Origin of the sequence: Micromonospora sp. LOL_014 (genome assembly GCF_048060245.1) — a bacterium.
Lineage (GTDB): Bacteria > Actinomycetota > Actinomycetes > Mycobacteriales > Micromonosporaceae > Micromonospora_E.
The window spans coordinates 19,365-42,839 of record NZ_JBHMIP010000009.1; the positions used below are offsets into that span (position 1 = coordinate 19,365).

23 protein-coding genes are annotated in these 23,475 nt (G+C 71.6%); 15 read left to right on the top strand and 8 right to left on the bottom strand.

Going from position 1 to position 23,475, the window contains the following annotated elements; all coding sequences use genetic code 11:
- Positions 1-96: 96 nt before the first annotated feature.
- A complete protein-coding gene (locus ACFHW1_RS09990; RefSeq protein WP_416551428.1) occupies positions 97-294 on the bottom strand; it encodes a DUF397 domain-containing protein in 198 nt (65 codons plus the stop codon).
- Between the two features lie 18 nt (positions 295-312).
- Entirely contained in the window at positions 313-1,167 is an 855-nt protein-coding gene (locus ACFHW1_RS09995; protein WP_416551429.1) for a helix-turn-helix domain-containing protein, read from the bottom strand.
- Between the two features lie 369 nt (positions 1,168-1,536).
- On the opposite strand from ACFHW1_RS09995, the gene ACFHW1_RS10000 reads away from it, so the two are divergent.
- Complete coding sequence (locus tag ACFHW1_RS10000; RefSeq protein ID WP_416551430.1) at positions 1,537-1,929, top strand: DivIVA domain-containing protein; 393 nt, start codon at positions 1,537-1,539, stop codon at positions 1,927-1,929.
- Positions 1,901-2,149 carry a hypothetical protein gene (locus ACFHW1_RS10005; RefSeq protein ID WP_416551431.1) on the top strand — a complete coding sequence of 83 codons (249 nt, stop codon included), beginning with the start codon at positions 1,901-1,903 and terminating at the stop codon, positions 2,147-2,149. Before ACFHW1_RS10000 ends, ACFHW1_RS10005 begins: the two co-directional genes overlap by 29 nt.
- 178 nt (positions 2,150-2,327) lie before the next feature.
- Here ACFHW1_RS10005 and ACFHW1_RS10010 read toward each other — a convergent pair whose 3' ends face one another.
- A complete protein-coding gene (locus ACFHW1_RS10010) occupies positions 2,328-4,208 on the bottom strand; it encodes a heavy metal translocating P-type ATPase (RefSeq protein WP_416615300.1) in 1,881 nt (626 codons plus the stop codon).
- Positions 4,209-4,526: 318 nt separating this feature from the next.
- Between ACFHW1_RS10010 and ACFHW1_RS10015 the strand changes: the two genes are divergently transcribed.
- The 6 genes from ACFHW1_RS10015 to ACFHW1_RS10040 all read left to right on the top strand — a co-directional run bounded on the left by ACFHW1_RS10015 (position 4,527) and on the right by ACFHW1_RS10040 (position 11,630).
- Positions 4,527-5,840, top strand: coding sequence for an NB-ARC domain-containing protein (locus ACFHW1_RS10015; protein ID WP_416567535.1), 1,314 nt, complete (start codon positions 4,527-4,529; stop codon positions 5,838-5,840).
- Positions 5,791-6,339 (top strand): tetratricopeptide repeat protein, encoded by a 549-nt coding sequence (locus ACFHW1_RS10020; RefSeq protein WP_416567536.1) that lies wholly within the window; start codon positions 5,791-5,793, stop codon positions 6,337-6,339. Before ACFHW1_RS10015 ends, ACFHW1_RS10020 begins: the two co-directional genes overlap by 50 nt.
- 67 nt (positions 6,340-6,406) lie before the next feature.
- A complete protein-coding gene (locus ACFHW1_RS10025) occupies positions 6,407-7,309 on the top strand; it encodes a carbohydrate ABC transporter permease (RefSeq protein ID WP_416551436.1) in 903 nt (300 codons plus the stop codon).
- Positions 7,306-8,175, top strand: coding sequence for a carbohydrate ABC transporter permease (locus ACFHW1_RS10030; protein ID WP_416551438.1), 870 nt, complete (start codon positions 7,306-7,308; stop codon positions 8,173-8,175). The genes ACFHW1_RS10025 and ACFHW1_RS10030 overlap by 4 nt, the downstream gene beginning before the upstream one ends.
- Positions 8,176-8,200: 25 nt before the next feature.
- Complete coding sequence (locus ACFHW1_RS10035; RefSeq protein ID WP_416551440.1) at positions 8,201-9,535, top strand: ABC transporter substrate-binding protein; 1,335 nt, start codon at positions 8,201-8,203, stop codon at positions 9,533-9,535.
- A 76-nt stretch (positions 9,536-9,611) separates the two neighbouring features.
- Entirely contained in the window at positions 9,612-11,630 is a 2,019-nt protein-coding gene (locus tag ACFHW1_RS10040; RefSeq protein ID WP_416567537.1) for a beta-galactosidase, read from the top strand.
- Positions 11,631-11,672: 42 nt separating this feature from the next.
- Here ACFHW1_RS10040 and ACFHW1_RS10045 read toward each other — a convergent pair whose 3' ends face one another.
- Entirely contained in the window at positions 11,673-12,713 is a 1,041-nt protein-coding gene (locus tag ACFHW1_RS10045; RefSeq protein ID WP_416567538.1) for a LacI family DNA-binding transcriptional regulator, read from the bottom strand.
- Between the two features lie 154 nt (positions 12,714-12,867).
- Between ACFHW1_RS10045 and ACFHW1_RS10050 the strand changes: the two genes are divergently transcribed.
- The 4 genes from ACFHW1_RS10050 to npdG all read left to right on the top strand — a co-directional run bounded on the left by ACFHW1_RS10050 (position 12,868) and on the right by npdG (position 15,756).
- Positions 12,868-13,626, top strand: coding sequence for an HAD family hydrolase (locus ACFHW1_RS10050; protein ID WP_416551446.1), 759 nt, complete (start codon positions 12,868-12,870; stop codon positions 13,624-13,626).
- A gap of 213 nt (positions 13,627-13,839) precedes the next feature.
- Positions 13,840-14,043: an SPOR domain-containing protein gene (locus tag ACFHW1_RS10055; protein ID WP_123604862.1), complete on the top strand. Its 204-nt coding sequence runs from the start codon at positions 13,840-13,842 to the stop codon at positions 14,041-14,043.
- 91 nt (positions 14,044-14,134) lie between these two features.
- A complete protein-coding gene (locus tag ACFHW1_RS10060) occupies positions 14,135-14,740 on the top strand; it encodes a histone (RefSeq protein WP_416567540.1) in 606 nt (201 codons plus the stop codon).
- 320 nt (positions 14,741-15,060) lie between these two features.
- The gene (npdG, locus tag ACFHW1_RS10065) at positions 15,061-15,756 is read left to right on the top strand and encodes an NADPH-dependent F420 reductase (RefSeq protein WP_416551451.1); all 696 of its coding nucleotides are present in this window, start codon (positions 15,061-15,063) and stop codon (positions 15,754-15,756) included.
- A gap of 88 nt (positions 15,757-15,844) precedes the next feature.
- Here the strand turns inward: npdG and panB are convergent, their stop codons facing one another.
- Both panB and ACFHW1_RS10075 read right to left on the bottom strand, forming a co-directional pair.
- Positions 15,845-16,690, bottom strand: a complete 846-nt coding sequence (panB, locus tag ACFHW1_RS10070) for a 3-methyl-2-oxobutanoate hydroxymethyltransferase (protein ID WP_416551453.1) — start codon at positions 16,688-16,690, stop codon at positions 15,845-15,847.
- Positions 16,691-16,819: 129 nt separating this feature from the next.
- Positions 16,820-18,631: an NAD+ synthase gene (locus ACFHW1_RS10075; RefSeq protein WP_416551455.1), complete on the bottom strand. Its 1,812-nt coding sequence runs from the start codon at positions 18,629-18,631 to the stop codon at positions 16,820-16,822.
- 341 nt (positions 18,632-18,972) lie between these two features.
- Here ACFHW1_RS10075 and glnA point away from each other — a divergent pair, with 341 nt between their 5' ends.
- Together glnA and ACFHW1_RS10085 are read left to right on the top strand one after the other, a co-directional pair.
- Positions 18,973-20,325, top strand: a complete 1,353-nt coding sequence (gene glnA / locus ACFHW1_RS10080; protein ID WP_123602782.1) for a type I glutamate--ammonia ligase — start codon at positions 18,973-18,975, stop codon at positions 20,323-20,325.
- Between the two features lie 76 nt (positions 20,326-20,401).
- Positions 20,402-20,827 carry a DUF350 domain-containing protein gene (locus tag ACFHW1_RS10085; protein WP_416551457.1) on the top strand — a complete coding sequence of 142 codons (426 nt, stop codon included), beginning with the start codon at positions 20,402-20,404 and terminating at the stop codon, positions 20,825-20,827.
- Positions 20,828-20,936: 109 nt separating this feature from the next.
- Here the strand turns inward: ACFHW1_RS10085 and ACFHW1_RS10090 are convergent, their stop codons facing one another.
- On the bottom strand, positions 20,937-21,455 hold the full coding sequence (locus ACFHW1_RS10090; protein ID WP_416551459.1) for a hypothetical protein: 519 nt from the start codon (positions 21,453-21,455) through the stop codon (positions 20,937-20,939).
- A gap of 118 nt (positions 21,456-21,573) precedes the next feature.
- The gene (locus ACFHW1_RS10095) at positions 21,574-22,485 is read right to left on the bottom strand and encodes a S66 peptidase family protein (protein WP_416551802.1); all 912 of its coding nucleotides are present in this window, start codon (positions 22,483-22,485) and stop codon (positions 21,574-21,576) included.
- Positions 22,486-22,711: 226 nt separating this feature from the next.
- On the opposite strand from ACFHW1_RS10095, the gene ACFHW1_RS10100 reads away from it, so the two are divergent.
- Positions 22,712-23,470: a type 1 glutamine amidotransferase gene (locus ACFHW1_RS10100; protein ID WP_416551461.1), complete on the top strand. Its 759-nt coding sequence runs from the start codon at positions 22,712-22,714 to the stop codon at positions 23,468-23,470.
- Positions 23,471-23,475 lie beyond the last annotated feature (5 nt).

A 23,475-nucleotide genomic window follows, 5' to 3' on the forward strand; every position in this document is an offset into this window, starting at 1 on the left:
GTGACCGCAACGCAGTCGCAACGCGGTCACTGTTCCGCTACCTCTGGTTCGCAACTTCGCCAGCGACGTGGTGAAAGACATCCACGCCGCTGGCGGTTACGCGGAGAGCTGGGACGACTTGAGCGCGGTGGTGAAGGCGGTCCAGGCGGAGGGGGCGAAGGTCAGCGCCGGGCCGGTCGGGTCCTTGCTGTCGCGGGTGGCGACGACTCCCGGCAGGTTGCGGGCGACCTCGACGCACTGGCTGTTCGAGTCGCTGCGGCTGCTCTTGATCCACACGGCGCGGGTGAGGTCCATCGCGCCCCTCCTTCTGGTCTACGCCAAGTCCTTGGCGATCGCGGCGATCAGGTCCCGGGACTTGCCTGGGCTGAGCGCCGCCGTCTGCAGGTGGGTGTAGGTAAGCGTAACCCGATTCATGTCCTCGGGACGTTCCAGATACACGTCTCCAGCTGGGCTGATCACGTACGCGACAGGGCTGTGCACGTCCTCGTCGAAGTCCAGGATCGAGAACGATCCGGTGGTGCCGGGATGATGGCCTTCGCTGAACGGCAGCACCTGCAGCATGACGTTCGGCCGGGTGCTCACTTCGGTCAGGTGGTCGAGCTGGCGGCGCATCACCGCGTCGCCACCCGTACGTCGGTGTAGCGCAGCCTCGTCCACGATGGCCCAGAACTTCAGTGGTGGGTCCTCGGTGAGGCGATCCTGTCGCGCCATTCGTAGCTCGACCCGCCGATTCACCTCGCCGAGATCGTCCGGCCAGGCAGCTTCGACGACGGCTCGGGCGTACTCCTCGGTCTGGAGCAGGCCGGGGACGATGGCCAGCTCGAAGTTGCGCACCTCGCGGGCGGCGCCTTCGAGACCGACGTACATGCTGTAGTTCATCGGGATGGTGCCGTACTTGGACCACCAGCCGCGCTGCTTGCCCTGCTTCTGCAGGTCGAAGATGGTGGTGCGGCGATCTTCGTCGGTGACACCGTAGCGGTCGAGCATGACGATCAGGTCGCCACGGCCGACGCCGACGTCACCGGCCTCGATCTTGTAGATCTTCGACTCGCTGCAGGCGAGCACCTCGGCGATGGCGATCTGGGTGATGCCGGCCGCCTCGCGGGCGGCCTTGAGCTGCCTGCCGAGCTGCCATCGGGCGATCGTGGGTCCGCTTGCTCGTGACATGTAGACCTCCTCCGGATCCTTTTCGGACCTGCCGGTAGGCAGTCTTCCCTTGATTACCGCAACTTTCAAGACCTGACTCCATCCAGTCGGCCGTCTGGAGAAAACTTACACTGAAGTCTTGTAGCCGTACGACAGAGATGTCAATCTGTCTCTGGTTGCGAGAGCCGGGCCGGCAGACCCGAAGTCGGCGTACCGCCTCGTCGCCTCGCACATCCCCGTCCACCTGGGCGCCGGCCGGCGTCGCGGCAAGGAGGCCGGCCGGCGTCCCGACCTGAAGAGGGGGTAGGTCCTCGTGGAAGTCGGTGCGTTGGTCGGCGCGGTCCTGCTGGGGTTCCTGGCCGGACTGTTCGCCTTCAAGGTGAAAGTCAGATGGTGTCCCTGGTGCGGGCGGTCGACCTGGCCCGGACCGCCGCCGCCGGAGGGAGAAGCGCTGTGACCAGGGCATCCGCGAGCTCATCCGGCCGGCACCGGCCGCCGGCGGTCAGCGTCAACGGCGAGACGTACGAGGGGGACGTCGCGCCGGTGCCACTGACCGCCGAGCAGGTCGCCCGGGTGCGGTTCCGCACCCGCTGGCGTGGCCTCGACCCACGGCACGTCGCGGCGTACGTCGCCCAGGTCGCCGTCGAGCTGCGTCGCCGCGACCAGAGTATCGCCCAACTCGTCGAAGAGTTGTCCCTGCTCAAGCAGGCGTTGCGGGACTGGCAGAACGATCAGGCCCGGCTGCCGTATGTCGGTGAACTCGACATCGACCCCGGCGCCTGAGCCGGGTGACGTGCTGGCGATCGGGGCCGCCGCCAGCGTCCAGTTCGCCGGTGACCGGGGCTTCCGCTTCCGGGTCACCGTCGTCGACAAGCGCTGGACCTACGCCGACTGGGTGTGGCTCACCGGCTACGTGCTGGGCCGCGACGGTACAGCCGTCGAACGGCGGGAGATCTTCGTGCAGCGGGACGGGCTGCGCCTACTCTGCCGGCGGCAGCGGTGAGCACCGGTCCGGGGCGACGACGCCCAGGAAGGTGTTCGGTGCCAGGCCGAGCGTGGCGAGTTGCCGCAGGTCGACCCGTCGCTCGTCGTGGCCAACCTGGTGCTGCAGGCTCGGCAACACCGTGGCGAGGTGCCGCACATGACGGCGCTGTCGGACCTGTCGGCGGCCTGAACCAGGGTCATGGCATGCCGGGTGACGACGTGGCGGGTCGGCGGCCGGGGCGCAGCGCGCGCAGCGCGTTGAGGATCACCGCGACGTCGATGCCCTCCTGAGTGAACGCGCCGGCCACCGGCGGCAGCAGGCCGAACGCGGCGACCGCCATCGCCACCACCGCCAGGCCCATGCCGACCGAGGCGCTCTGCACCGCGATCCGCCGGGACCGGTGGGCGATGTCGACCGCGTCGGCGAGCCGGTCCAGCCGGTCACCGGTGAGCACCGCGTCGGCGGCCCCGGCCGCGGCGCTGGTCCCGGTGCCGCCGACCGCCACGCCAACGTCAGCGGCGGCCAACGCCGGGGCGTCGTTCACCCCGTCGCCGACCATCACCGTCACCGCGCGGGCCGACTCGTCGCGTACCCGGGCGGTCTTCTCCTGCGGCGGGCAGCGCGCCACGATGTCGTCCACCTCGACCTGCGCGGCGACCCGCTCGGCCACCTCCCGCCGGTCGCCGGTCAGCATGACCAGCCGGGTGAACCCGGCTTGCCGCAGCCGCCGCACCGTGCCGGCGGCGTCGGGCCGCACCGGGTCGCGCAGCAGGATCGCCCCGGCGGGTACGCCGTCCACGCCGACCCACACCGCCGACAGCCCGTCGGCCTCGGCCCGGTCCCGGACCCGGACCGCCCAGTCCGGCAGCGGCCCGTCCGGCTGGCCGACCCGCACCGTACGGCCGTCGACCCGGCCGTGGACGCCCCGGCCGGGATCCTCGGTCACCTCGGCCGGGGCGGTCAGCCGCAGGCCCCGGTTGCCGGCGGCCCGTACCACCGCACCGGCCAGCACGTGCGGGGAGAGCTGTTCCACCGAGGCGGCCAGCCGCAGCAGGTAGGCCGGGTCGGCCCCGTCGCCGGTGACCACGTCGGTAGTCGCCGGCCGGCCGGTGGTCAACGTCCCGGTCTTGTCGACCAGCAGGGTACGGGCGCGGCCGAGCTGCTCCAGCGCGCCGCCGTCGCGGACCAGCACGCCGCGGCGGGCCGCCCGGGACAGCCCGGCGACGATCGCGATCGGGGTGGCCAGCAGCAGCGGGCAGGGGGTGGCGACGACGAGCACGGCGACCGCCCGGACGAACTCACCGGAGACGAGCCAGCCGGCACCGGCCAGCACCAGGGTGAACGGGACGAACGCGGCGGCGTACCGGTCGGCGAGCCGTACCGTCGGCGCCTTGCCGGCACCGGCCTCGGTGGCCAGCCGGACGATCCCGGCGTACGTGCTGCCCTGCGCGGTCTCGACGGCCCGCAACCCGAACGCGACCCCGGCGTTGACCACTCCGCTGGCGACGCGCTCCCCGGCGGCCCGCTCCACCGGCCGCGACTCGCCGGTCACCACCGACTCGTCGAGGGTGGCCGGCTCCTCGACGACGCCGTCGACCGGGACCACGTCGCCGGGGCCGACAACCAGCCGGTCCCCGGCGACGACCTCACCCACGTCGACGGCGGCGACGGTGCCGTCTGCGGCCCGCCGCCGGGCGGTACGCGGTGCGTGCGCCACCAGCGCCTGCAGGTCCCGGCTGGCCCGTCGCTGCGCGTACGTCTCCAGGGTGTGCCCGCTGGCCAACATCAGCGCCACCACCGCGCCGGCCAGGTACTCGGCGGCCAGTAGCGCGCCGACCAGGGCGAGTACGGCGATGACGTCGACGCCGATCCGTCGCCGTCGCAGCGACTGACCCATCCAGCGCAGCGCCGGCAGCAGCGCGGCGAACGTGGCGGCCGCCCACACCCCGTCGGCGACCGGGCCGGCACCGGCGAGCCGCAGCACGCCGCCGGCCAGCACCACGGCGGTCAGCGCCGCCAGCGGCGCCCAGGTCCGCCAACGTGGCGACCGGCGTTCAGCGGTCTGCTCGTCGTTCACCAGGCCAGTCTGCCGGCCGGTGGACCCTGTGGTGGGCGGTACGCCGGGAACGAACACGCGGGTGACCGGGGCCCCGTCCGGTCACCCGCCGCCTGACCGTAGTGCGCCTTCGCCACCCGCGTACCCGCGTGGACCAGTACATGGGTCGGTATCCTCTCTGTCCGCCGTGGATCGGTACGCGTCCAGGGTGCGGTGCCGACCGGTGGCGGGATGGTGATCACGATCATCTCCGTACATCGGCGTACATCGACTAACATCCGCTGTGGAGCGGGTCGCCGCACGGCGGGTCGCCACAGTGACGGCTGACCGGTGAAGGTCGTGAGAGTCGCGATGGTGCACGGAGTGGACACGCGGCCGCCGGACCGGCTGGTGCGCGACGCCGCCGGGGTGCGGACAGTGGATGACCTTGCCGCGTTGCTGCGGGCGCTGCGGCGGCGGCACGCCCGCCGCGAGGGTCAGCGGGTGCTGTCCTACCGGGTGCTGGCTACCCGCGCCGGCTGGTCGCACACGGCGGTGGCGGAGTATCTCACCGGGAAGACGCTGCCGCCGACGGACCGGTTCGACGTGCTGGTCGCGGTGCTCGGTGCCAGTGCGGTCGAGCGTGGTGCGCTGGCCAGCGCCCGGGACCGGGTCGACGAGCAGCGTCGCGTCGCCGTGCCGACGGACCCGGCGGTCGGGCCCGTCGAGCTGGTCGTCCGGGCGGTGCCCCGGCAGTTGCCACCGGCGCTCGGGCACTTCAGCGGCCGCCGTACCGAGTTGGCGCAGCTGGCCCGGCTCGCGCCGGTCACCGACCCGGCGCGGCAGATCACCCCGGCCGGTACGGTCCGGATCGTGGCGGTCGGCGGCACCGCCGGGGTCGGCAAGACGACCCTCGTCGTGCAGTGGGCGCACCAGGTCGCCGACCGGTTCCCCGATGGACAGCTCTACCTGAACCTGCGCGGTTTCGACCCGGACGCTCAGGCCGCCCTGTACCGCACCACGTTGGCCGGTCGTCGGCTGTTGATCGTGCTGGACAATGCCCGCGACAGCGCTCACGTGCGGCTGCTGCTGCCCAGCTCGCCGCAGTGCCTGGTGGTGATGACCAGCCGGAACCAGCTCACCGGGCTGGTCGCCGCGCACGGCGCCCAGCCGTTGACCCTCGACCTGCTGCACCCGTCGGATGCGGCGGAACTGCTGCGGCGGCGGGTCGGCCAGCGGCGGTGCGCCGCCGAGCCGATGGCGGTGGACGAGATCGTCGCCCGGTGCGCCGGTCTGCCGTTGGCGTTGGCGGTGGTCGCGGCGCGTGCCGTCATCGCACCGCAGATGCCGTTGGCGGCGCTCGCCACCGAGCTGCGGGTCGCCCGGCACCGCCTCGACGCGCTGGCACCGGACGACCCGCAGCTCGGGGCGCGCCGTCTTCTCCTGGTCCTACCAGGCGCTGAGTCCGTCGGCGGCGCAGCTGTTCCGGCTGCTCGGTACTCACCCCGGTCCTACCGTGTCGGCCCCGGCGCCGACGGTGCCCGTTCCGGCTTGCCCCGGTGTCGTCGCCGAGCTGCCGACGGACAGCCAGGCGGCGCTGACCTGGTTCGCCGCCGAGCACATCGTGCTGGAAGCGGTGTTCGACGCGGCCGTCGCCGCCGGGCTGAGGTCTGAAGCGCTGCATCTCACTCAGGTGACGTACACCTATCTGGACCGACGCGGGCACTGGTCGGCGTTGACCGTCCTGCAGCGGTCCGCCTTGCAGTTGAGCCTGTCGTTGCTGCGGGAGCGGCAGGAACGTCATCGCGAGGCGTTGGCGCACGGGCGGACGGCGTACGAGTTCTACGCGGCGGCCGGTGACCGACGGGGGGAGGGCAAGGCGCTCAACGTGGTCGGCTGGCAGCACGCCCAGCTCGGCGAGTACGCCGAGACGCTGGACTGGTGCGGTCGGGCGTTGCGCCTGCTGCGGGAGTTCGGGGACGGACCCGGGCAGGCAACCACCTGGCACAGCCTGGGGTACGCGTACCAGCATCTCGGTGATCCGGACGAGTCGGCTGAACCGGCTGAATTGGTCGGTCCGGCCGGCGTGCCGGTGACGCGCGACGGGGTTGACGCGGCGTCGGGCTGGTGCAAACATCGGACCCCGATGTTTGCGCTAACATCACCTGGCTAAGGTCGATGTTTGCGCAAACATCGGTCCCTCGGCTCCTCGGCCCCTCAGCAACCGAAGGTTGGGCGTGATGACCATTCCGCCGGCGCGACCCCGCTGGCTGCCGCGCCGGCGCTCGCTGGCCGGCTGGCAGTTCGTCGCGCCGTTCATGCTGGTCTTCGCGCTCGTCTTCATCGCACCGATCGGCTACGCGATCCACCTCAGCCTCTACCGACGGCAACTGATCGGCGGCAACTCCTTCGTCGGGCTGGACAACTACCAGCGGGCGCTGACCGACCCCCAGTTCTGGTCGGCGCTCGGCCGGGTGGCCGTCTTCCTCGCCGTCCAGGTGCCGATCATGCTGTTCCTCGCACTGCTGGTGGCGCTGGCCATCGACAGCGGTCGGCTGTACGGCAGGAGCTTCTTCCGGGTCGCGATCTTCCTGCCGTACGCGGTCCCGGCCGTCGTCGCCACCCTGATGTGGGGCTTCATGTACGGCACCCGGTTCGGGCTGGTCGGCAACATCAACGACACGCTCGGCGTGACGCTGCCCGACCCGCTGCGCCCCGACCTGGTGCTGCTGTCCATCGGCAACATCGTCACCTGGGAGTTCGTCGGCTACAACATGGTCATCTTCTATTCGGCGCTGCGCGTGGTGCCGACATCGCTGTACGAGGCGGCCGAGGTCGACGGTGCCGGTCAGCTGCGGGTCATCCGCGCCATCAAACTGCCGGCCATCCGGGGGGCGCTGGTCATCGCCACCATCTTCTCCATCATCGGCAGCTTCCAGCTGTTCAACGAACCGAGCATCCTGCAGCACCTGGCACCCAACGCCATCACTACCTACTTCACCCCCAACCTGTACGCGTACTCGCTGTCGTTCTCGGGGCAGCAGTACAACTACTCGGCCACCGTCGCCATCGTGATGGGCCTGGTGACCATGGCGATCGCGTACCTCGTCCAGTTGCGCGGCATCCGGGAGGACGGTCGATGACGCCCGGCCTCACTCGGGTGCGTCGGCCCGGCCGCAGTCTGACCCTGACCGCGCTGACCGGGATCGTCCTCGTCTACAGCCTCGTCCCGCTGCTCTGGCTGCTGGTCAACGCCACCAAGTCGCAGCCGGGTCTGTTCTCCTCGTTCGGGCTGTGGTTCGCCGACGACTTCGCGCTGTGGGACAACGTCGTCGAGACGTTGCGCTACGACGACGGGATCTTCCTCCGCTGGCTGGCCAACACCCTGTTGTACGTGCTCGCCGGTGCCGGCGGCGCCACCCTGCTCGCGACCCTCGGTGGGTACGGCCTGGCCAAGTTCGACTTCGTCGGCCGCCGGGCGGTCTTCGCGATCGTTATCGGCGCGGTTGCCGTGCCCGGCACCGCGCTGGCCGTGCCGACCTTTTTGATGTTCAGCCGCCTCGGCCTGACCAACACCCCGTGGGCGGTGATCATCCCGTCGCTGATCACACCGTTCGGGCTCTATCTGATGTGGGTCTTCGCCGCCGAGGCGATCCCCGACGAACTGCTGGAGGCGGCGCGGTGTGACGGGGCGAGCGAGCTGCGCACCCTGTTCCAGATCTGCCTGCCGCTGCTGGCACCCGGCATCGTCACGGTGCTGCTGTTCAGCATGGTCGCCACCTGGAACAACTACTTCCTGCCGCTGATCATGCTGAAGGACCCGGACTGGTATCCGCTGACCCTCGGCCTGGACGCCTGGAACGCCCAGGCCGCCACCGCCGGCGGCCAGCCGGTGTTCCACCTGGTCATCACCGGGTCGCTGCTGACCATCCTGCCGCTGCTGGCGGCCTTCCTGCTCCTGCAGCGCTACTGGCAGTCGGGGCTGGCCGCCGGCGGCGTCAAGGAGTGACCACCCATCACCGAAGGGACACCCCATGAACGGCACCACTGTGCGGGCGGTCGCGGTCGCCGCAGCGGCCACCCTGGCGCTGGCCGGCTGCGGCTCCGGCGACGACCCGACCGACTCCGCCGGTGACGAGCAGGTCTCCGCCGCCGACGTGCGGGCCGCTCTGGAGGCCGGCGGCGAGTTGACCGTCTGGGCCTGGGAACCGACCCTCGCCGAGGTCGTCACCGGATTCCAGGCCGCCTACCCGAACGTCACGGTGGAACTGGTCAACGCCGGCACCGGCGACGACCAGTACACCGCCCTGCAGAACGCGATCGCCGCCGGCGACGGGCTGCCCGACGTCGCCCAGATCGAGTACTACGCGCTGCCGCAGTTCGCCCTCGCCGGGTCGGTCACCGACCTCACCGACTACGGGGCCGGCGACCTGGCCGGCACCTTTACCCCCGGACCCTGGTCGTCGGTGAACACCGGCGGCGGCGTCCACGGTTTGCCGATGGACTCCGGCCCGATGGCGCTGTTCTACAACCAGGAGGTCTTCGACGAGCACGGCATCGACGTGCCGGCCACCTGGGCGGAGTACGTCGACGCCGCCCGCGAACTGCACCGGGCCGACCCGCAGGTGTACATCACCAACGACGTCGGCGACGCCGGCTTCACCACCAGCCTGATCTGGCAGTCCGGCGGCCAGCCGTTCCAGGTCGACGGCACCGAGGTGCGCATCGACTTCACCGACGACGGCTCGTCCCGGTTCGCCGACACCTGGCAGCAGCTGATCAGTGAGGACCTGCTCGCCCCGGTCAGCTCGTGGAGCGACCAGTGGTACCAGGGGCTGGCCGACGGGACCATCGCCAGCCTCGCCACCGGCGCCTGGATGCCGGCCAACCTGATCTCCGGCGTCGCCGACGGCGCGGGGAAGTGGCGGGTCGCCCCGCTGCCGCAGTGGGAGGCCGGCGGCACCGCCAGCGCCGAGAACGGCGGCAGCTCGCTGGCCGTGCCGTCGGCGGCGGCGAACAAGGCCCTCGCGTACGGGTTCATCGAGTACGCCAACGCCGGCGACGGGGTGCAGATCCGCGTCGACGGCGGCGCCTTCCCGGCCACCACCGCTCAGCTGCGGTCGCCGGAGTTCCTCGGCACCGAGTTCGCGTACTTCGGCGGGCAGCGGGCCAACGAGATCTTCGCCCAGTCGGCCGGCGGCGTCGTCGACGGCTGGTCCTACCTGCCGTTCCAGGTGTACGCCAACAGCGTGTTCAACGACACCGTCGGGCAGGCGTACGTGTCGGACACCCCGCTGACCGAGGCGCTCGACGCCTGGCGGGACACCTGCGTCAGCTACGGCACCGACCAGGGCTTCACCGTCAGCTGATCCACCCGGCCCGGCACCGCCGCGACGGCGGTGCCGGGCCCGTGGCGCTACCACCCCGACCATCGAGGAGAAGTACGTGGCATTCGGCGTCGACTACCGCTGGCTGCGCTGGCCGGGCAACGGCGGCCCCCGGATCGGCTACGGTGCCGACTACAACCCCGAACAGTGGCCCCGGTCGGTCTGGGACGACGATGTGGCGGCCATGCGCGCCGCCGGGGTGAACATCGTCTCGCTGGCCATCTTCTCCTGGGCCCGGCTGCAGCCCGGCCCGGACGAGTTCGACTTCGCCTGGCTCGACGACATCATGGACCTGCTGCACGCCAACGGCATCGCCGTCGACCTGGCCACCGCGACCGCTTCGCCGCCGCCGTGGCTGACCGCCGCCCACCCGCAGATCCTGCCGGTCGACCGGCACGGCGCCACCGTCTGGCCGGGTGCCCGGCAACACTGGCGGCCCACCTCACCGATCTTCCGGGCGTACGCGTTGCGCCTGGTCCGGGCGATCGCCGAGCGCTACCGTGACCATCCGGCGTTGGCTGCCTGGCACGTCTCCAACGAGCTCGGCTGCCACAACGTCTACGACTTCTCCGACGACGCCGCCGCCGCGTTCCGGACCTGGCTGCGGGACCGCTACGGCGACATCGACACGCTCAACCACGCCTGGGGCACGGCGTTCTGGTCGCAGCGCTACACCGACTTCGCCCAGATCCTGCCGCCCCGACAGGCCGCCTCCTACCCGAATCCGACCCAGCAGCTGGACTTCAAACGGTTCTCCTCCGACGCGCTGCGCGCGCACCTGCGCGCCGAACGCGACATCCTGCGCGAGGTCACCCCGGGCGTGCCGGTCACCACCAACTTCATGGTGATGGGGGAGTCGTCCGGGATGAACTACGCCGACTGGGCGAGTGAGGTCGATTTCGTCGCCAATGACCACTACGTGCACCCGGGACCGCAGGCCCTCGACGAACTGTCCTTCTCGGCGAACCTGACCGGCAACCTGGCCGGCGGACGGCCCTGGTTCCTGATGGAGCACTCCACCAGTGCCGTCAACTGGCAGCCGGTCAACCTGCCCAAACGCGCCGGTGAGCTGGCCCGGGACTCGTTGACCCATGTGGCGCACGGCGCCGACGCGGTCTGCTTCTTCCAGTGGCGCCAGTCGGCGGCCGGTGCGGAGAAGTACCACTCGGCGATGCTGCCGCATGCCGGGGCCGACAGCGACCTGTTCCGCTCGGTCGCCGCGCTCGGCCGTACGCTGTCCGACCTGGCCGGTGTCGCCGGCACCGGGCGCACCCCGGCACCGGCGGCGATCCTGTTCGACTGGGAGTCGTGGTGGGCCTGCGAGCAGGACTCCCATCCGACGTCGCGGCTGCGCTACAAGCAGGAGGCGCTCGACTGGTACTCGGCGTTCCTCGCGCTCGGCATCCGGGCCGACGTGCTGCCGGTCGCCGCCGATTTTTCCGGGTACCGCCTGGTGGTCGCCCCGATCCTGCATCTGGTGCCGGCGGCGCTCGCCGGCCGGCTGCGCGGTCACGTCGCCGCCGGCGGCCACCTGGTGACCACCTACTTCTCCGGGATCGTCGACGAGCACGACCACATCTGGCTCGGCGGGTACCCGGGGGCGCTGCGGGACCTGCTCGGAATCCGGATCGAGGAGTTCGGCCCGCTGCCCGACGGCGCCGAGGTGCTGCTGGACACCGGCGCGACCGGGCAGCTGTGGACCGACCGCGTCACGGTGACCGATTCGCAGGTCGAGGTGCTGGCGGCGTACCGCACCGGCGAGTACGCCGGCCGGCCGGCGGTCACCCGCCGTACGGTCGGTGCCGGTTCAGCCGGCTACGTCTCCACCCGGCTCGGAGTGTCCGATCTGGCCGGTGTACTGGCCAGCTTCGCGACGGCGGCCGGGGTGACCAGCGACCTGCCGGAGCGGTTGCGGGGCAGGGTCGAGTTGGCCGTCCGGGGCGAGCACTGGTTCCTGATCAACCGGACCGACGAGCCGGTGTCGTTGGCCGACGTGGCGAGCGTACCGCTGGTCGGGCCGGCCGAGACGCTGCCGCCCCGGGGGGTCGCGGTACGGGCGGTGCCGACGGCGCACTGACCGGACGTGGGATCCGGTCAGCGCGCCGTCGGCACCGCTGGGTCAGCGTGCCGGCGGCGGGGCGGTACTGGACCGGACCACCAGGCGGGTCGGCACCAGGGTGGTGCCGGTCTGTGCGGTGCCGGTGCGGACCTGGTGCAGCACCGCCTCGACGCAGCGCCGGCCGACCTCGGCGAAGTCCTGATGGACGGTGGCCAGCGGCGGGATGAACGACCCGGCCTCGGCGATGTCGTCGAAGCCAACCACGCTGACGTCACGCGGCACCACCCGGCCGCGTTCGTGCATGGCCCGCAGCACCCCGAGCGCCATCTGGTCGTTGGCGACGAAGATCGCGGTGCAGTCCGGTTCGTCGGCCAGTTCGAGGCCGGCCCGGTAGCCGGCCTCGGCCGACCAGTCGCCGCGGCGCAGCGCCGGCACCTCCCGGCCGGCCTGCGACAAGGTGGTACGCCAGGCGGTCGCTCGCCGCTCTGCGGCGTACGACTCCGGCGGTCCGGCGACATGCCACACCGTACGGTGGCCGAGGTCGAGCAGGTGCCGGACGGCCTGCCGGGCACCGTCGGCCTGGTTGGTGTCGATCACCCGGTAGCGGTCACCGGCATCCGAGTCGACCACGACGAGATGCACGTCGGGAGGCAGCAGCACGGTGCTGGTGTCGAGCAGGTGCACCTCCATGATCACGATGACCGCGTCGACCGCGAGTTCGCCGAGCCGGGTGAAGGCGCCGAGCACCCGGTCCTGGGTGGGAGCGGCGACCGGGATCAGCGTGATCACGTAACCCTCGGCTGCGGCGTGGGTGGCGATCGCCTCCACGGTGTTGCTGTTGCCGGTGGTGGACAGGGTGAAGGTGATCACGCCGATGGTGCGGAACTCGCCGTACTTGAGTGCCCGGGCGGCGCTGTTGGGCCGGTAGCCGAGCTGCTGCATCGCGGCGACGACCTGCTCGCGGGTGCTGGGGATGACACCTGGGTGCCCGGTGGACACCCGGGAGACGGTCTGGGTGGAGACCCCGGCCAGCCGGGCCACGTCGGCCATCGACACCCGGCGTCGGCGACGTCCCGGCGGGTCGGCTGCAGTCGAACTCATCGGGCGTCGACACCTTCCTCTCCCGGCGTCGGCGACGCCCGGTGTCGGGGGTACGCCGGTAGCCGCGCTGACACTAGCAGTGCTCGCCGTGTTTGCGTAAACATGGCGGGATCCCGGAGTCGCCGGTGAGCCCGCCCGCCGGGATGATGGTCGGATGTTGCCCACCCCTCGCGCCCTCCTGCTCGATTTCGGCGGTGTCCTCGTCGACGCCCCCTCGATCTCACCGCAGCCGACCCACCTGGTCGACCGGCTTCGTGCGCTCGTCGGCGACGCGTTGTCCGCCGAACGGATCACCCGGTCGCTGGTCGACGGGCAACGTGAGTACGCCGCCTGGCGGGACCGGATCGGCGAGCAGGACCGCCCCCGGGAGTACGGCCACGAACAGGTCTGGCGGGAGTTCATCACACCCGGCTGGCCGGCCCCGGCCCGCGACGCGGTGCTGCGCGAGGCGACCGCGTTGAGCTACGCGTGGACCCGGCGCGCGGACTGGGCGGTACGCCCCGGCATCCGTGCGGCGTTGGACGCCGCCGCTGCCGCCGGCCTGCCGCTGGCGATCGTCAGCAACACGTTGTGCGGCGCGGCGCACCGCGACTATCTCGACTCGGTGGATCTCGGCGACCGGTTCGCTGTGCAGATCTACAGCGACGAGGCCGGGGTGCGTAAACCCAACCCTGAAGTCGCCTGGCTCGCCGCGCGGGCACTCGACGTGCCGGTGGCGGACTGCTGGTTCGTCGGGGACAGCCCGGCCCGGGACGTCCCGTGCGCCCGGCGGGCCGGAGCCGGTGCGGCGGTGCTGATGGTCTCGGCCCGCACCGGTCGGGAACGTGGCCAGCCCGGCGGGGTGCCGGACGTGACCGTCGATGACGGCCACGGGCTGCGGCGGCTGATCGAGACCGCGTTCGCGACCGGTTGACCTGGCTCTGTTTCCGCGACGGCACCCGGTCCGCTCCGCCCAGGATGGACTCGACTCGACTCGACTTGGCTCGGGGCGTTGCCGGCCTTTCGTATCGAGCTGTCAATTGCCGGCATGGGAGCCGGCCGCAATGGCGCACGTCTATTATGGAGAAGCGGCGACATTTTGGGCGAAACGGTAGCGCTTTGCCGTTTTTCCGTGCACAGTGTTCTCATGAGCGACAGCGGACCTGGTGGCGAGTACTTCTGGTGCCTTCGTCATCAGCGCGTGGAGTCCGGGGCGGACCTGTGTGCCGCCAAGTACCGGCTCGGTCCCTACACCTCGAAGGCCGAAGCTGAGCAGGCGCTGCAGCGGGTGTCGGAACGCAACGAGGAGTGGGAGACCGAGGACGCCCGCTGGACCGGGGAGCAGGGCTAGGCCGGTCCGGCCGTACCTGGGTCGGGGACCGGAGACTCCATTGTCTCCATAGGGGGCAAATCCATTGAAAGTCCGCAAGGAGGAGAAAGCCATGGTTGCTGGCACCAAAGCCGCGACCCGTCCCGCCGCCCGGCGGGCGTCGAGCACCGGCACCACGAAGACAGCGGCGCGCAAGACGAGTCCGGCGGCGAAGAAGACGTCCGCGCGGAAGGCATCCGCGACGGCGGCGAAGAAGCCCGCTACGAAGAAGACCAGCCCGACGGCGAGCAAGACCAGCCCGACGGCGAAGAAGGCAGCGGCCAAGAAGACCAGCCCGGCGGCGCGCAGGACGACGGCCACGGCGCGCAAGACCAGTCCAGCCAAGAAGGCGACGGCCACCGCTCGCAAGGCCAGTCCAGCGAGGAAGACCAGTCCGGCGAAGAAGACCGCGACCGCAGGCAGGAGCACGGCCACGAAAGCCACGGCGACGACGACCGCGACCAGGTCCACGCCGGCCAAGGGCACCACCGGCCGGGCCGGGAAGAAGGTCGCCGCCGCGACGAAACGCACCGCGGGCCGGGTGCAGCGGGCCACCTCACCGAGGAACGCCACCCCCGCCCAGCGGGGCACCGCCAAGAAGGCGGCGGCCACCCGCAAGACCGCGAAGAAGACCACCAAGAAGGCCGGGACCCAGACCGCCCGCAAGGCCGGCCGCTGACCCGGGGGGCATACCGGCCACCGTATCTGCACACCGTGTCCGGCCGGCCGCCGCCGTACCACCGACGCGTCACGTGGCGGCCGGCTGCTAGGAATGGTCCGTGCCCTGGGTGTCTGGTGGCCGCCGGCCACGGCGCGGTCGGTGCCTTGTACGCCCACGTCACCGCGCCGTTGCGGCGGCTGGCCGACCGGTACGAGCCCGGGCCGGTCGATGCCGTCGACGGCCGTTGACGCACGTCAGACCAGGTGACCGGCCTGGTCCGGGGTGGTCGACGTCACGGTCCGGTCCCGTGCGGCCGTCCGGTGGGTGAGGATGAGCGGATGGGATATGACGCCAGCACACTGCCCGACGTCTCCGGCCTGACGGTCGGCATCATCGGTGGCACCGGCGACCAGGGACGGGGCCTGGCGTACCGGCTCGCCCGCGCCGGCCAGCCGGTCCGCATCGGGTCCCGCGACGGCACCCGGGCTGTCGCCGCGGCCAAGGAGATCGCCGCGTTGCCCGGGGTCGCGGCCGGGGTGATCAGCGGCGACGGCAACGACGAGGTGGCCGGCGGGTCCGACCTGGTGATCATCGCGGTGCCGTGGGAGGGTCACGAGGCGACCGTCGCCGCACTGCGCGACCCGCTCGCCGGCAAGATCGTGGTCGACTGCGTGAACCCGCTCGGCTTCGACAAGCAGGGCCCGTACCCGTTGCCGGTGGCGCAGGGCAGCGCCGCGCAGCAAGCCGCGGCGCTGCTGCCCGACTCACGGGTCTGCGCCGCCTTCAACCACCTGAGCGCGCCGTTGCTGGCCGACCCGAGAATCGAGCGGATCGACCTGGACGTACTGATCTGCGCCGAGGACCGGGAGGCGGCGGGGGTCGTCGCCGCGCTCGCCGCCCGGATCCCGGACATGCGGGGGATCTACGCCGGCCGGCTGCGCAACGCTCACCAGATCGAGGCGTTCACCGCCAACCTGATCGCCATCAACCGCCGGTACAAGGCGCATTCCGGGGTACGGGTCACCGATCTGTGAGATCCGCCGGATCCCGGGCGATCGGCGGATCCGCCCCGGGACCCGGACGAATCCCGTTGCGACCGGACCGGACGGTGACGGCGGTCGGTCAGAAGGTGTGCGCGGCGGTCGGGAACCGGCCGTCACGGACGTCGTCGGCGTACCGGCGGGTCGCGTCGGCGAGCACCCCGGCGAGGTCGGCGTAGGTCTTCACGAACCGTTGGGTCGGGCCGGACCGCAAGCCGGACATGTCCTGCCAGACCAGCACCTGCGCATCGGTCTCCGGGCCGGCGCCGATGCCGACCGTCGGCACCGGCAGGTCGTGGGTGATCCGCTTGGCGACCACCCCCGGCACCATCTCCAGCACCACGGCGAACGCGCCGGCCTCGGCGACCGCGTGGGCGTCGGCGATCACCTCGTCGGCGGCGTCGCCACGGCCCTGCACCCGGTAGCCGCCGATGGTGTGCTCCCGCTGCGGAGTGAAGCCGACGTGCGCCATCACCGGGATGCCGGCCCCGGTCAGCGCGGCGATCTGGTCGGCGACCCGGCGGCCGCCCTCGAGTTTGACCGCGCCGCAGCCGCCTTCCTTCATGAACCGTACGGCGGTGCGCAGCGCCTGCGTCGGCCCCTCCTCGTAGGAGCCGAACGGCAGGTCACCGACGACCAGCGCGCCCCGGGTGGCCCGGACCACGGCCCGGACCAGCGGCAGTAGTTCGTCGACGGTGACCGGCACGGTGGTCTCGTGGCCGAACACGTTGTTCGCCGCGGAGTCACCGACCAGCAGCACCGGTATGCCGGCCTGGTCGAAGATCGCGGCGGTGTACTGGTCGTACGAGGTGAGCATGGCCCACCGTTCGCCGCGTTCCTTGGCGGCGATCAGGTCTCGGGTGCGGACCCGGCGGCTGACCGGTCCGCCGTACAGTGCGACGGCCTCGGCTGGCGTGGATCGGGACATCGTCGTCTCCTCTCACCCTCGTGGCCGCGGTCGCGGTCCCCGGGGTACGTCCCGATGGTGCCACCGGTGGCACCGGCGCGGAGAGGCTTCAGTGCAGGAATTCACACCTCACCCGGTCACCCGGGGGTCTCATCCGTCGCCGGGCTCCCGCCACCGGTTGGTGATCGGCAGCCGTCGATCACGACCGAACGCCTTGATCGATATCTTGGTGCCGGGCGCCGACTGTCGCCGCTTGTACTCCGCCAGGTCCACCATCCGCAGCACCCGGTCGACCAGTTCCGGATCGTGCCCGGCGGCGACCAGGTCGTCGCGGCCGGCATCGCCGTCGATGTAGCCGGTGAGCACCCCGTCGAGGAGCGCGTAGTCGGGCAGCGAGTCGGTGTCGAGCTGACCGGGACGCAGCTCCGCGCTCGGTGGCTTGGCGATCGAGTTCTCCGGGATCGGCGGCTCGTCGCCCCGCCGGACGGCGTCGTCGTTGCGCCACCGGGCCAGCGTCCACACCAGCGACTTCCAGACGTCCTTGATCGGGTTGAAGCCGCCGACCGAGTCGCCGTACAGGGTGGAGTAGCCAACCGCCAATTCGCTCTTGTTGCCGGTGGTCAGCACCAGATGGCCCTCCTGGTTGGACAGCGCCATCAGGATCACCCCGCGTACCCGGGCCTGCAGGTTCTCCACGGCCAGCCCGGAGAGCGAGATGTTGGCCAGGAACGGGTCCACCATCGGTTGGATCGGCTCGATCCGGTAGTCCAGGCCGGTCCGTTTGGCCAGCTCGGCGGCGTCGGCCCGGGAGTGTTCGGAGGAGAACTGACTGGGCAGCGAGACGCCGACGACCCGGTCCGGGCCGAGCGCGTCCACCGCGATCGCGGCCACCACCGCCGAGTCGATCCCGCCGGACAACCCCAGCACCACCGAGGAGAAGCCGTTCTTGCGGACGTAGTCGCGCAGCCCGAGCACCAGTGCCGACCAGATCTCCGCCTCGGTCGGCAGCGGCTCGGCGACCCCGCCGCTGACCGGCCCGCCCGTCGGGTCGGCCGGCCGGTCACCGACCACCACCCGGTCGATGCTCATCCGGTCCGGGCCGTCCGGGGTCTCCGGGGTGGCCGTCGCGTCGGCGGTCTCCGGGGTCGCGGCGGGGTCCTGCGCCGGGGCGTCCGCGGCCGGCAGCGTCAGGTCGTGCAGCAGCAGATGCTCGACGAACTGCGGCGCGCGGGCCAGCAGCGTGCCGTCCGCGGCGACGATCATCGAGTCGCCGTCGAAGACCAGTTCGTCCTGGCCGCCGACCAGGTTGACGTACGCCACGGTGGCGCCGGCCTCGGCGGCCCGCCGCCGCACCAACGGCAGCCGGGCGTCGTCCTTGTCCAACTCGTACGGCGACCCGTTGACCGTGACGACCAGGCCGACGCCGGCGCGGCGGGCGGCGGTGAACGGCCCGCCGGCCTGCCACAGGTCCTCGCAGATGGTCAACGCCACGTCGACCCCGCAGACGCGCACGACGGTCAACGCGATGCCCGGCACGAAGTAGCGGTCCTCGTCGAAGACACCGTAGTTGGGCAGGTGGTGTTTGAAGTAGGTGGCCGCCACGGTGCCGCCGTGCAACACGGCGAGGGCGTTGCGCGGGCCCCGGCCCGGGTCGGCCTCGGCGCTGATCGCGGCCGGCCCGTCGGCGTCGAGGTAGCCGACCAGCACAGGTACGTCGCCGAACCCGTCGGCGGCCAGGTCGGCGGCGAGTTGCCGGACGCCGGACCGGGCGGCGGCGACGAACGACTCCCGGAACACCAGGTCCTCCACCGGGTAACCGGTGAGCATCATCTCCGGGAACACGACCAGTTGCCCGCCGGCGTCCACCGCCGTACGGGTGAAGTCGCGGACCAGCCGGGCGTTGCCCGGTAGATCGCCAACGGTGGGGTTGACCTGGGCGAGGGCGATGCGCAGCGTCGGCATGTCGCTATCTTCCCCCAGCGCGACCCCGACCAACCCGCCGGTCGCCGACGCCTCGCTACGGGGGACCGGTCAGGTGACTGTGCGGACATGCTCCGGCGTGCCCCGGTGATCGTGGTCTAATATCCCTTTCGTGGTGGCCAATAGAAAAGCGCCGGAATGGCGTGGATTGTCGGCTGGCCCCGCCAGGTGCGCGACCGGAGCGGTCCCGTAACGTCGGTGTAACGAGGTCGGTAAAGACTGGGCAGCTCAGGTGGGAGCCGACAGCACCTGGTCCTGCGCTGGAGGGCAGCAGCGCGGAGAATGGAACCGGTCCGGGCAGACCAGTGTCACGAGGGGTAGACGTGGACCGTCAGCAGGAGTTCGTGCTCCGTACTCTGGAAGAGCGCGACATCCGTTTCGTTCGGTTGTGGTTTACCGACGTGCTCGGCACGCTCAAGAGCGTCTCGGTCGCGCCGGCTGAGCTTGAGGCGGCATTCGAAGAAGGCATCGGCTTCGATGGCTCCGCCATCGAAGGGTTCGCCCGGGTCTTCGAGTCCGACATGGTCGCCATGCCGGATCCCACGACCTTTCAGGTTTTCCCGTTCGAGGGCGGCGTCAGCGGCGAGAGCGCCCGGATGTTCTGTGACATCCTGCTGCCCGACGGTACGCCGTCCTGGGCCGATCCCCGGCACGTGCTGCGCCGGGCGTTGTCCCGGGCCGCCGACAAGGGCTTCACCTTCTACACCCATCCCGAGATCGAGTTCTTCCTGCTGGAGAACAGCCCGGCTGACGGGTCCACCCCGGTGCCGGTCGACTCCGGCGGCTACTTCGACCACACCACCCACGCGGTTGCCCGCGACTTCCGCCGCCAGGCGGTGCTCGCCCTGGAACGGATCGGCATCTCGGTCGAGTTCAGCCACCACGAGGTCGCCCCCGGCCAGCAGGAGATCGACCTGCGCTACGCCGACGCGCTGACCACCGCCGACAACATCATGACCTTCCGCCACGTGGTCAAGGAGGTCGCCCTGTCGCACGGCGTCGCGGCGACCTTCATGCCCAAGCCCTTCACCGACCAGCCGGGCAGCGGGATGCACACCCACCTGTCGCTGTTCGAGGGCGAGCGCAACGCGTTCCACGACGCCGGCGACCCGATGAAGATCTCCAAGGTCGCCAAGGCGTTCATCGCTGGACTGCTGGTGCACGCCCGCGAGTACACCGCGGTCACCAACCAGTGGGTCAACTCCTACAAGCGGCTGTTCCCGCAGGCGCTGCCGGACCGGATCACCGAGTCCCCGGCGTACGTGTGCTGGGGGCACCTGAACCGGTCCGCGCTGGTGCGGGTTCCCGCGTACGGCAAGCCGAACTCGGCCCGGGTCGAGGTCCGCTCGCTGGACTCGGCGACCAACCCGTACCTGGCCTTCGCGGTGATGCTCGGTGCCGGTCTCAAGGGCATCGAGGAGGGCTACGAGCTGCCGCCCGGCTCCGAGGACGACGTGTCGGCGCTGTCCGCCGCCGAGCGCAAGGCGATGGGGTACGAGTCGCTGCCGGAGAACCTCTCCGAGGCGATCGAGGTGATGGCCAGCTCGGAGCTGATCGCCGAGGTGCTCGGCGAGCACGTCTTCGACTTCTTCCTGCGCAACAAGCGCTCCGAGTGGGAGCAGTACCGCCGCGAGGTCACCCCGTACGAGCGTCGCCGCTACCTCGGCGCGCTCTGAGCGGGCTGGCGCCGCCACGCTATCGTCCCTCCCGACACTCGCCGCCCCCGCGGCGACTCGATCGGGAGGAACGTGCGTGCTGGAGGATCTGCTCACCGGAGCTTGGCAGAGCATCGTCTTCGGAGCGGTCGGCGTTGCTCTGATGGCGGCCGGCTTCGTGGTGGTCGACTGGCTCACCCCTGGGAAGTTGCGCGAGCTGATCTGGGTGCATCGCAACGGCAACGCGGCGTTGCTGCTCGCCGCCAACCAGCTCGGCGTCGCCGGCATCGTCTTCACCGCGATCCTGACGAGCTACCCGTCGTTCACCAAAGGGCTCGCCTCGACGATCCTCTTCGGACTGATCGGGCTCGGCATCATGGCGTTGGCCTTCGCCGTGCTCGACTGGCTGACCCCCGGCCGGCTCGGCGCGGTGATCTGCTCCGACGAGCCGCACCCCGCCGCCCGGGTCAGCGCCGCGACGCACTTCGGCGCCGCCCTGATCGTCTGCGCCTGCATCGCCTGAGCCGGCTCGTCGTCCCCGGCCGCCGCCGGCCGGCGCGAAGACGATCCTGGCGCCGGAGCAACCCCGCGAGGGGCGTTCCGGCGCCAGGACCTTTCGGGGCGGGAGCGGATCAGGCGCCGTCCGGCGACTGGTCGGCCGCCGGCCCCTCGTCCGTACCGCCCATTGGGCCGCCACGGCCCGGACCACCGCCGCGTCCGGGGCCGGCGAGCACCCTTTCCTCGTACGCCTTGAGCACCGCGTCGGCCTCGGCCCGGGTGAGCTTTCCGTCGGCGACCGCCGCGTCGAGCCGTTCCTGCAGCGCTGCCTGCCGGTCGGCCGTCCCCTCCGGCCGCTCTCCGCGTTCGGGCCGGTCACCGGTCCGCTCCTCACGGATCTTCTCCAGGGCGGCGGTGACGTCGTCGGCGGAGACGCCGAGTTCGTCGGCCAGCGCCTCAGCCAACTCGGTCATCTTCGCCGCCCGGCGCTCCTCGCCGGTCGATCCGTCGGCACTGGCACTGGCACTGGCACTGGCGCTCGGCTCGGCGCCCTCCTGCGCGAAGGCGATGGTCGGCGCCGCGATCCCGACGCTGAGCACGCCCGCCGCGGCCAGGCCCGCGAGCGCCCGCTTCCTCGTGATCCGTCTGGACAAGTCAACCTCCGGATGTCGTTGCGGTGTGGTGCGATGACCTGACCGACGGTGCCTGGCGGTCCTCAACACAACCCATGCCGAAGCTGTCAACGGGCTGTGAGCATCCGGCCGGCTCGGGTCAGCGCACGGCGGGGGAGACCATGAGGGTGCCGGCGGCGGCGTCGACGGTGGCCGGTACGCCGAGGCCAACGGTGCGTGGGGTCTGCCCGTGCCCGAGCGGCAGCCCACCCAGCACCGGTACGCCGAGATCACCGAGCCGTTCAGTGAGCACCTCGGCGACGTCCACCCCGTGCCGGTCGGTGCAGCCGGTGAACTGGCCGAGGGCGACCCCGGCCAGGCCATCCAGCGCGCCGGCCCGGCGCAGCTGAGTGAGCAGTCGGTCCACCCGGTACGGCGGCTCACCGATCTCCTCGATCAGCAGGATCGACCCGGTCAGGTCCGGCAGGTCGGCGGTGCCCACCGAGGCCGCGAGCACGGTCAGGTTGCCGCCGAGCAGGGTGCCGTCGGCCCGACCCGGCACTAGCACCGCCGCGCCGGCCTCGTCCGGCGACCGGGCGAGCACCGTCGGCACCGGCTTCATCAGCGCCCGGCACAGCGACCCGGCGGACACCGCCGGGGTCCGCTCGTCGTCCCAGGCCGCCACCGGCCCGTGCACCGTCGCCAACCGGGCACCCCGCCACAGCGCCAGGTGCAGGGCGGTGATGTCCGAGTACCCGCAGACCACCTTCGGATCCCGGCGCACCGCCGCCATGTCCAGCAGGTCCACCACCCGCTGGGTGCCGTAGCCGCCCCGGGCGCAGACGATGCCGCGTACCGCCGGGTCGGCGAACGCCTCGGCGAGGTCGGCGGCCCGCTGCTGGTCGGTCCCAGCCAGGAAACCGTGCCGGCCCAGTGCGTGCCGGCCCAACCGGGGCCGCAGCCCCCAGCCGGCGAGCACGGCCATTCCCCGCTCGACCGGCTCCGCGGCGACCGGCCCACCCGGGGCCACGATCCGGACCTCGTCACCGGGGTGCAGCGCGAGCGGGCGCAGCGTCGCAGCGCCAGGTCGGGCCGGCTCAGCGGCTGGGGAAAGCAGCTCGCCACCTCGGCGGTCGGCCGGTCGCGGGTCGGTCACCGGCGCGAGACTACGCGAGGTTCCCGGTCCGAACGAGCAGATTTGGTTCCGGTCCGAGCGAGCAGATTTTACGAGTACGCAACCGCGAGCACGCAGGGACCACCTACGGTCACCGCCCCGGCCGATTGGATAGCCTCGACACGTGGGCAGCGCTCTGGTGATCGAGAACGACCCGACCGACGATCTGCGACGGCTGGGGGAGTGGCTCGCCGAAGCCGGCCTGCCGATCGAGGTGTGCCGCCCGTACGCCGACGACCCGGTCCCGGCCGACCTGGCCGACCGACCGGCGGTGATCGTCCTCGGCGGCCGGCCGTCCGCCGTCGGTCCGGACCCGGCCGCCAGCTGGCTGCCTGCGGTCGAAGGGCTGCTGCGCAAGGCCGTCCGCCACCGGATCCCGACCCTCGGCATCGGGCTCGGCGCGCACCTGCTCGCCACCGCGCACGCCGGCACCGTCGAACGCAGCGCCGCCGGCCCGGAGATCGGGCCCGCCCTGGTCGGCAAGCGGGACGCCGCCGCCACCGACCCGCTGTTCCGGTACGTGCCACTCGCGCCGGACGTGCTGCAGTGGCACGTCGACGAGATCACCGAGCTGCCGCACGGCGCGGTGCTGCTGGCCGCCTCCACGCACTACCCCCACCAGGCGTTCCGCCTCGGTGACCGGGCCTGGGGGCTGCAGTTCCACATCGAGTGCGACCGGGACATGGTCAGCACCTGGGCGGCCGGGTCGACCATCCTGACCGAGCTGCGCCTGCCCGCCGACGTGGTCGTCGATGCCTGCGTCGAGGTGCTCGCTGACATCGAGGAGGTCTGGCAACCGTTCGCCGTCCGGTTCGCCGCGCTCGCCCTCGGCCAGCTGCCCGACTCGGACATCCCCCGGACCCTTCCACTGCTCGGCAGTTAGGCCCC

Excerpts from the sequence above, each read along its gene's own strand:
- ACFHW1_RS10035 (WP_416551440.1), top strand. The coding sequence starts at position 8,201 with ATGAACGGCACCACTGTGCGGGCGGTCGCGGTCGCCGCAGCGGCCACC.
- ACFHW1_RS09990 (WP_416551428.1), bottom strand. The coding sequence starts at position 294 with ATGGACCTCACCCGCGCCGTGTGGATCAAGAGCAGCCGCAGCGACTCG.
- ACFHW1_RS10025 (WP_416551436.1), top strand. The coding sequence starts at position 6,407 with ATGACCATTCCGCCGGCGCGACCCCGCTGGCTGCCGCGCCGGCGCTCG.
- ACFHW1_RS10050 (WP_416551446.1), top strand. The coding sequence starts at position 12,868 with ATGTTGCCCACCCCTCGCGCCCTCCTGCTCGATTTCGGCGGTGTCCTC.
- ACFHW1_RS10055 (WP_123604862.1), top strand. The coding sequence starts at position 13,840 with ATGAGCGACAGCGGACCTGGTGGCGAGTACTTCTGGTGCCTTCGTCAT.
- panB (WP_416551453.1), bottom strand. The coding sequence starts at position 16,690 with ATGTCCCGATCCACGCCAGCCGAGGCCGTCGCACTGTACGGCGGACCG.
- ACFHW1_RS10060 (WP_416567540.1), top strand. The coding sequence starts at position 14,135 with ATGGTTGCTGGCACCAAAGCCGCGACCCGTCCCGCCGCCCGGCGGGCG.
- ACFHW1_RS10000 (WP_416551430.1), top strand. The coding sequence starts at position 1,537 with ATGGTGTCCCTGGTGCGGGCGGTCGACCTGGCCCGGACCGCCGCCGCC.
- ACFHW1_RS10045 (WP_416567538.1), bottom strand. The coding sequence starts at position 12,713 with ATGAGTTCGACTGCAGCCGACCCGCCGGGACGTCGCCGACGCCGGGTG.
- npdG (WP_416551451.1), top strand. The coding sequence starts at position 15,061 with ATGGGATATGACGCCAGCACACTGCCCGACGTCTCCGGCCTGACGGTC.
- ACFHW1_RS09995 (WP_416551429.1), bottom strand. The coding sequence starts at position 1,167 with ATGTCACGAGCAAGCGGACCCACGATCGCCCGATGGCAGCTCGGCAGG.
- ACFHW1_RS10075 (WP_416551455.1), bottom strand. The coding sequence starts at position 18,631 with ATGCCGACGCTGCGCATCGCCCTCGCCCAGGTCAACCCCACCGTTGGC.
- ACFHW1_RS10030 (WP_416551438.1), top strand. The coding sequence starts at position 7,306 with ATGACGCCCGGCCTCACTCGGGTGCGTCGGCCCGGCCGCAGTCTGACC.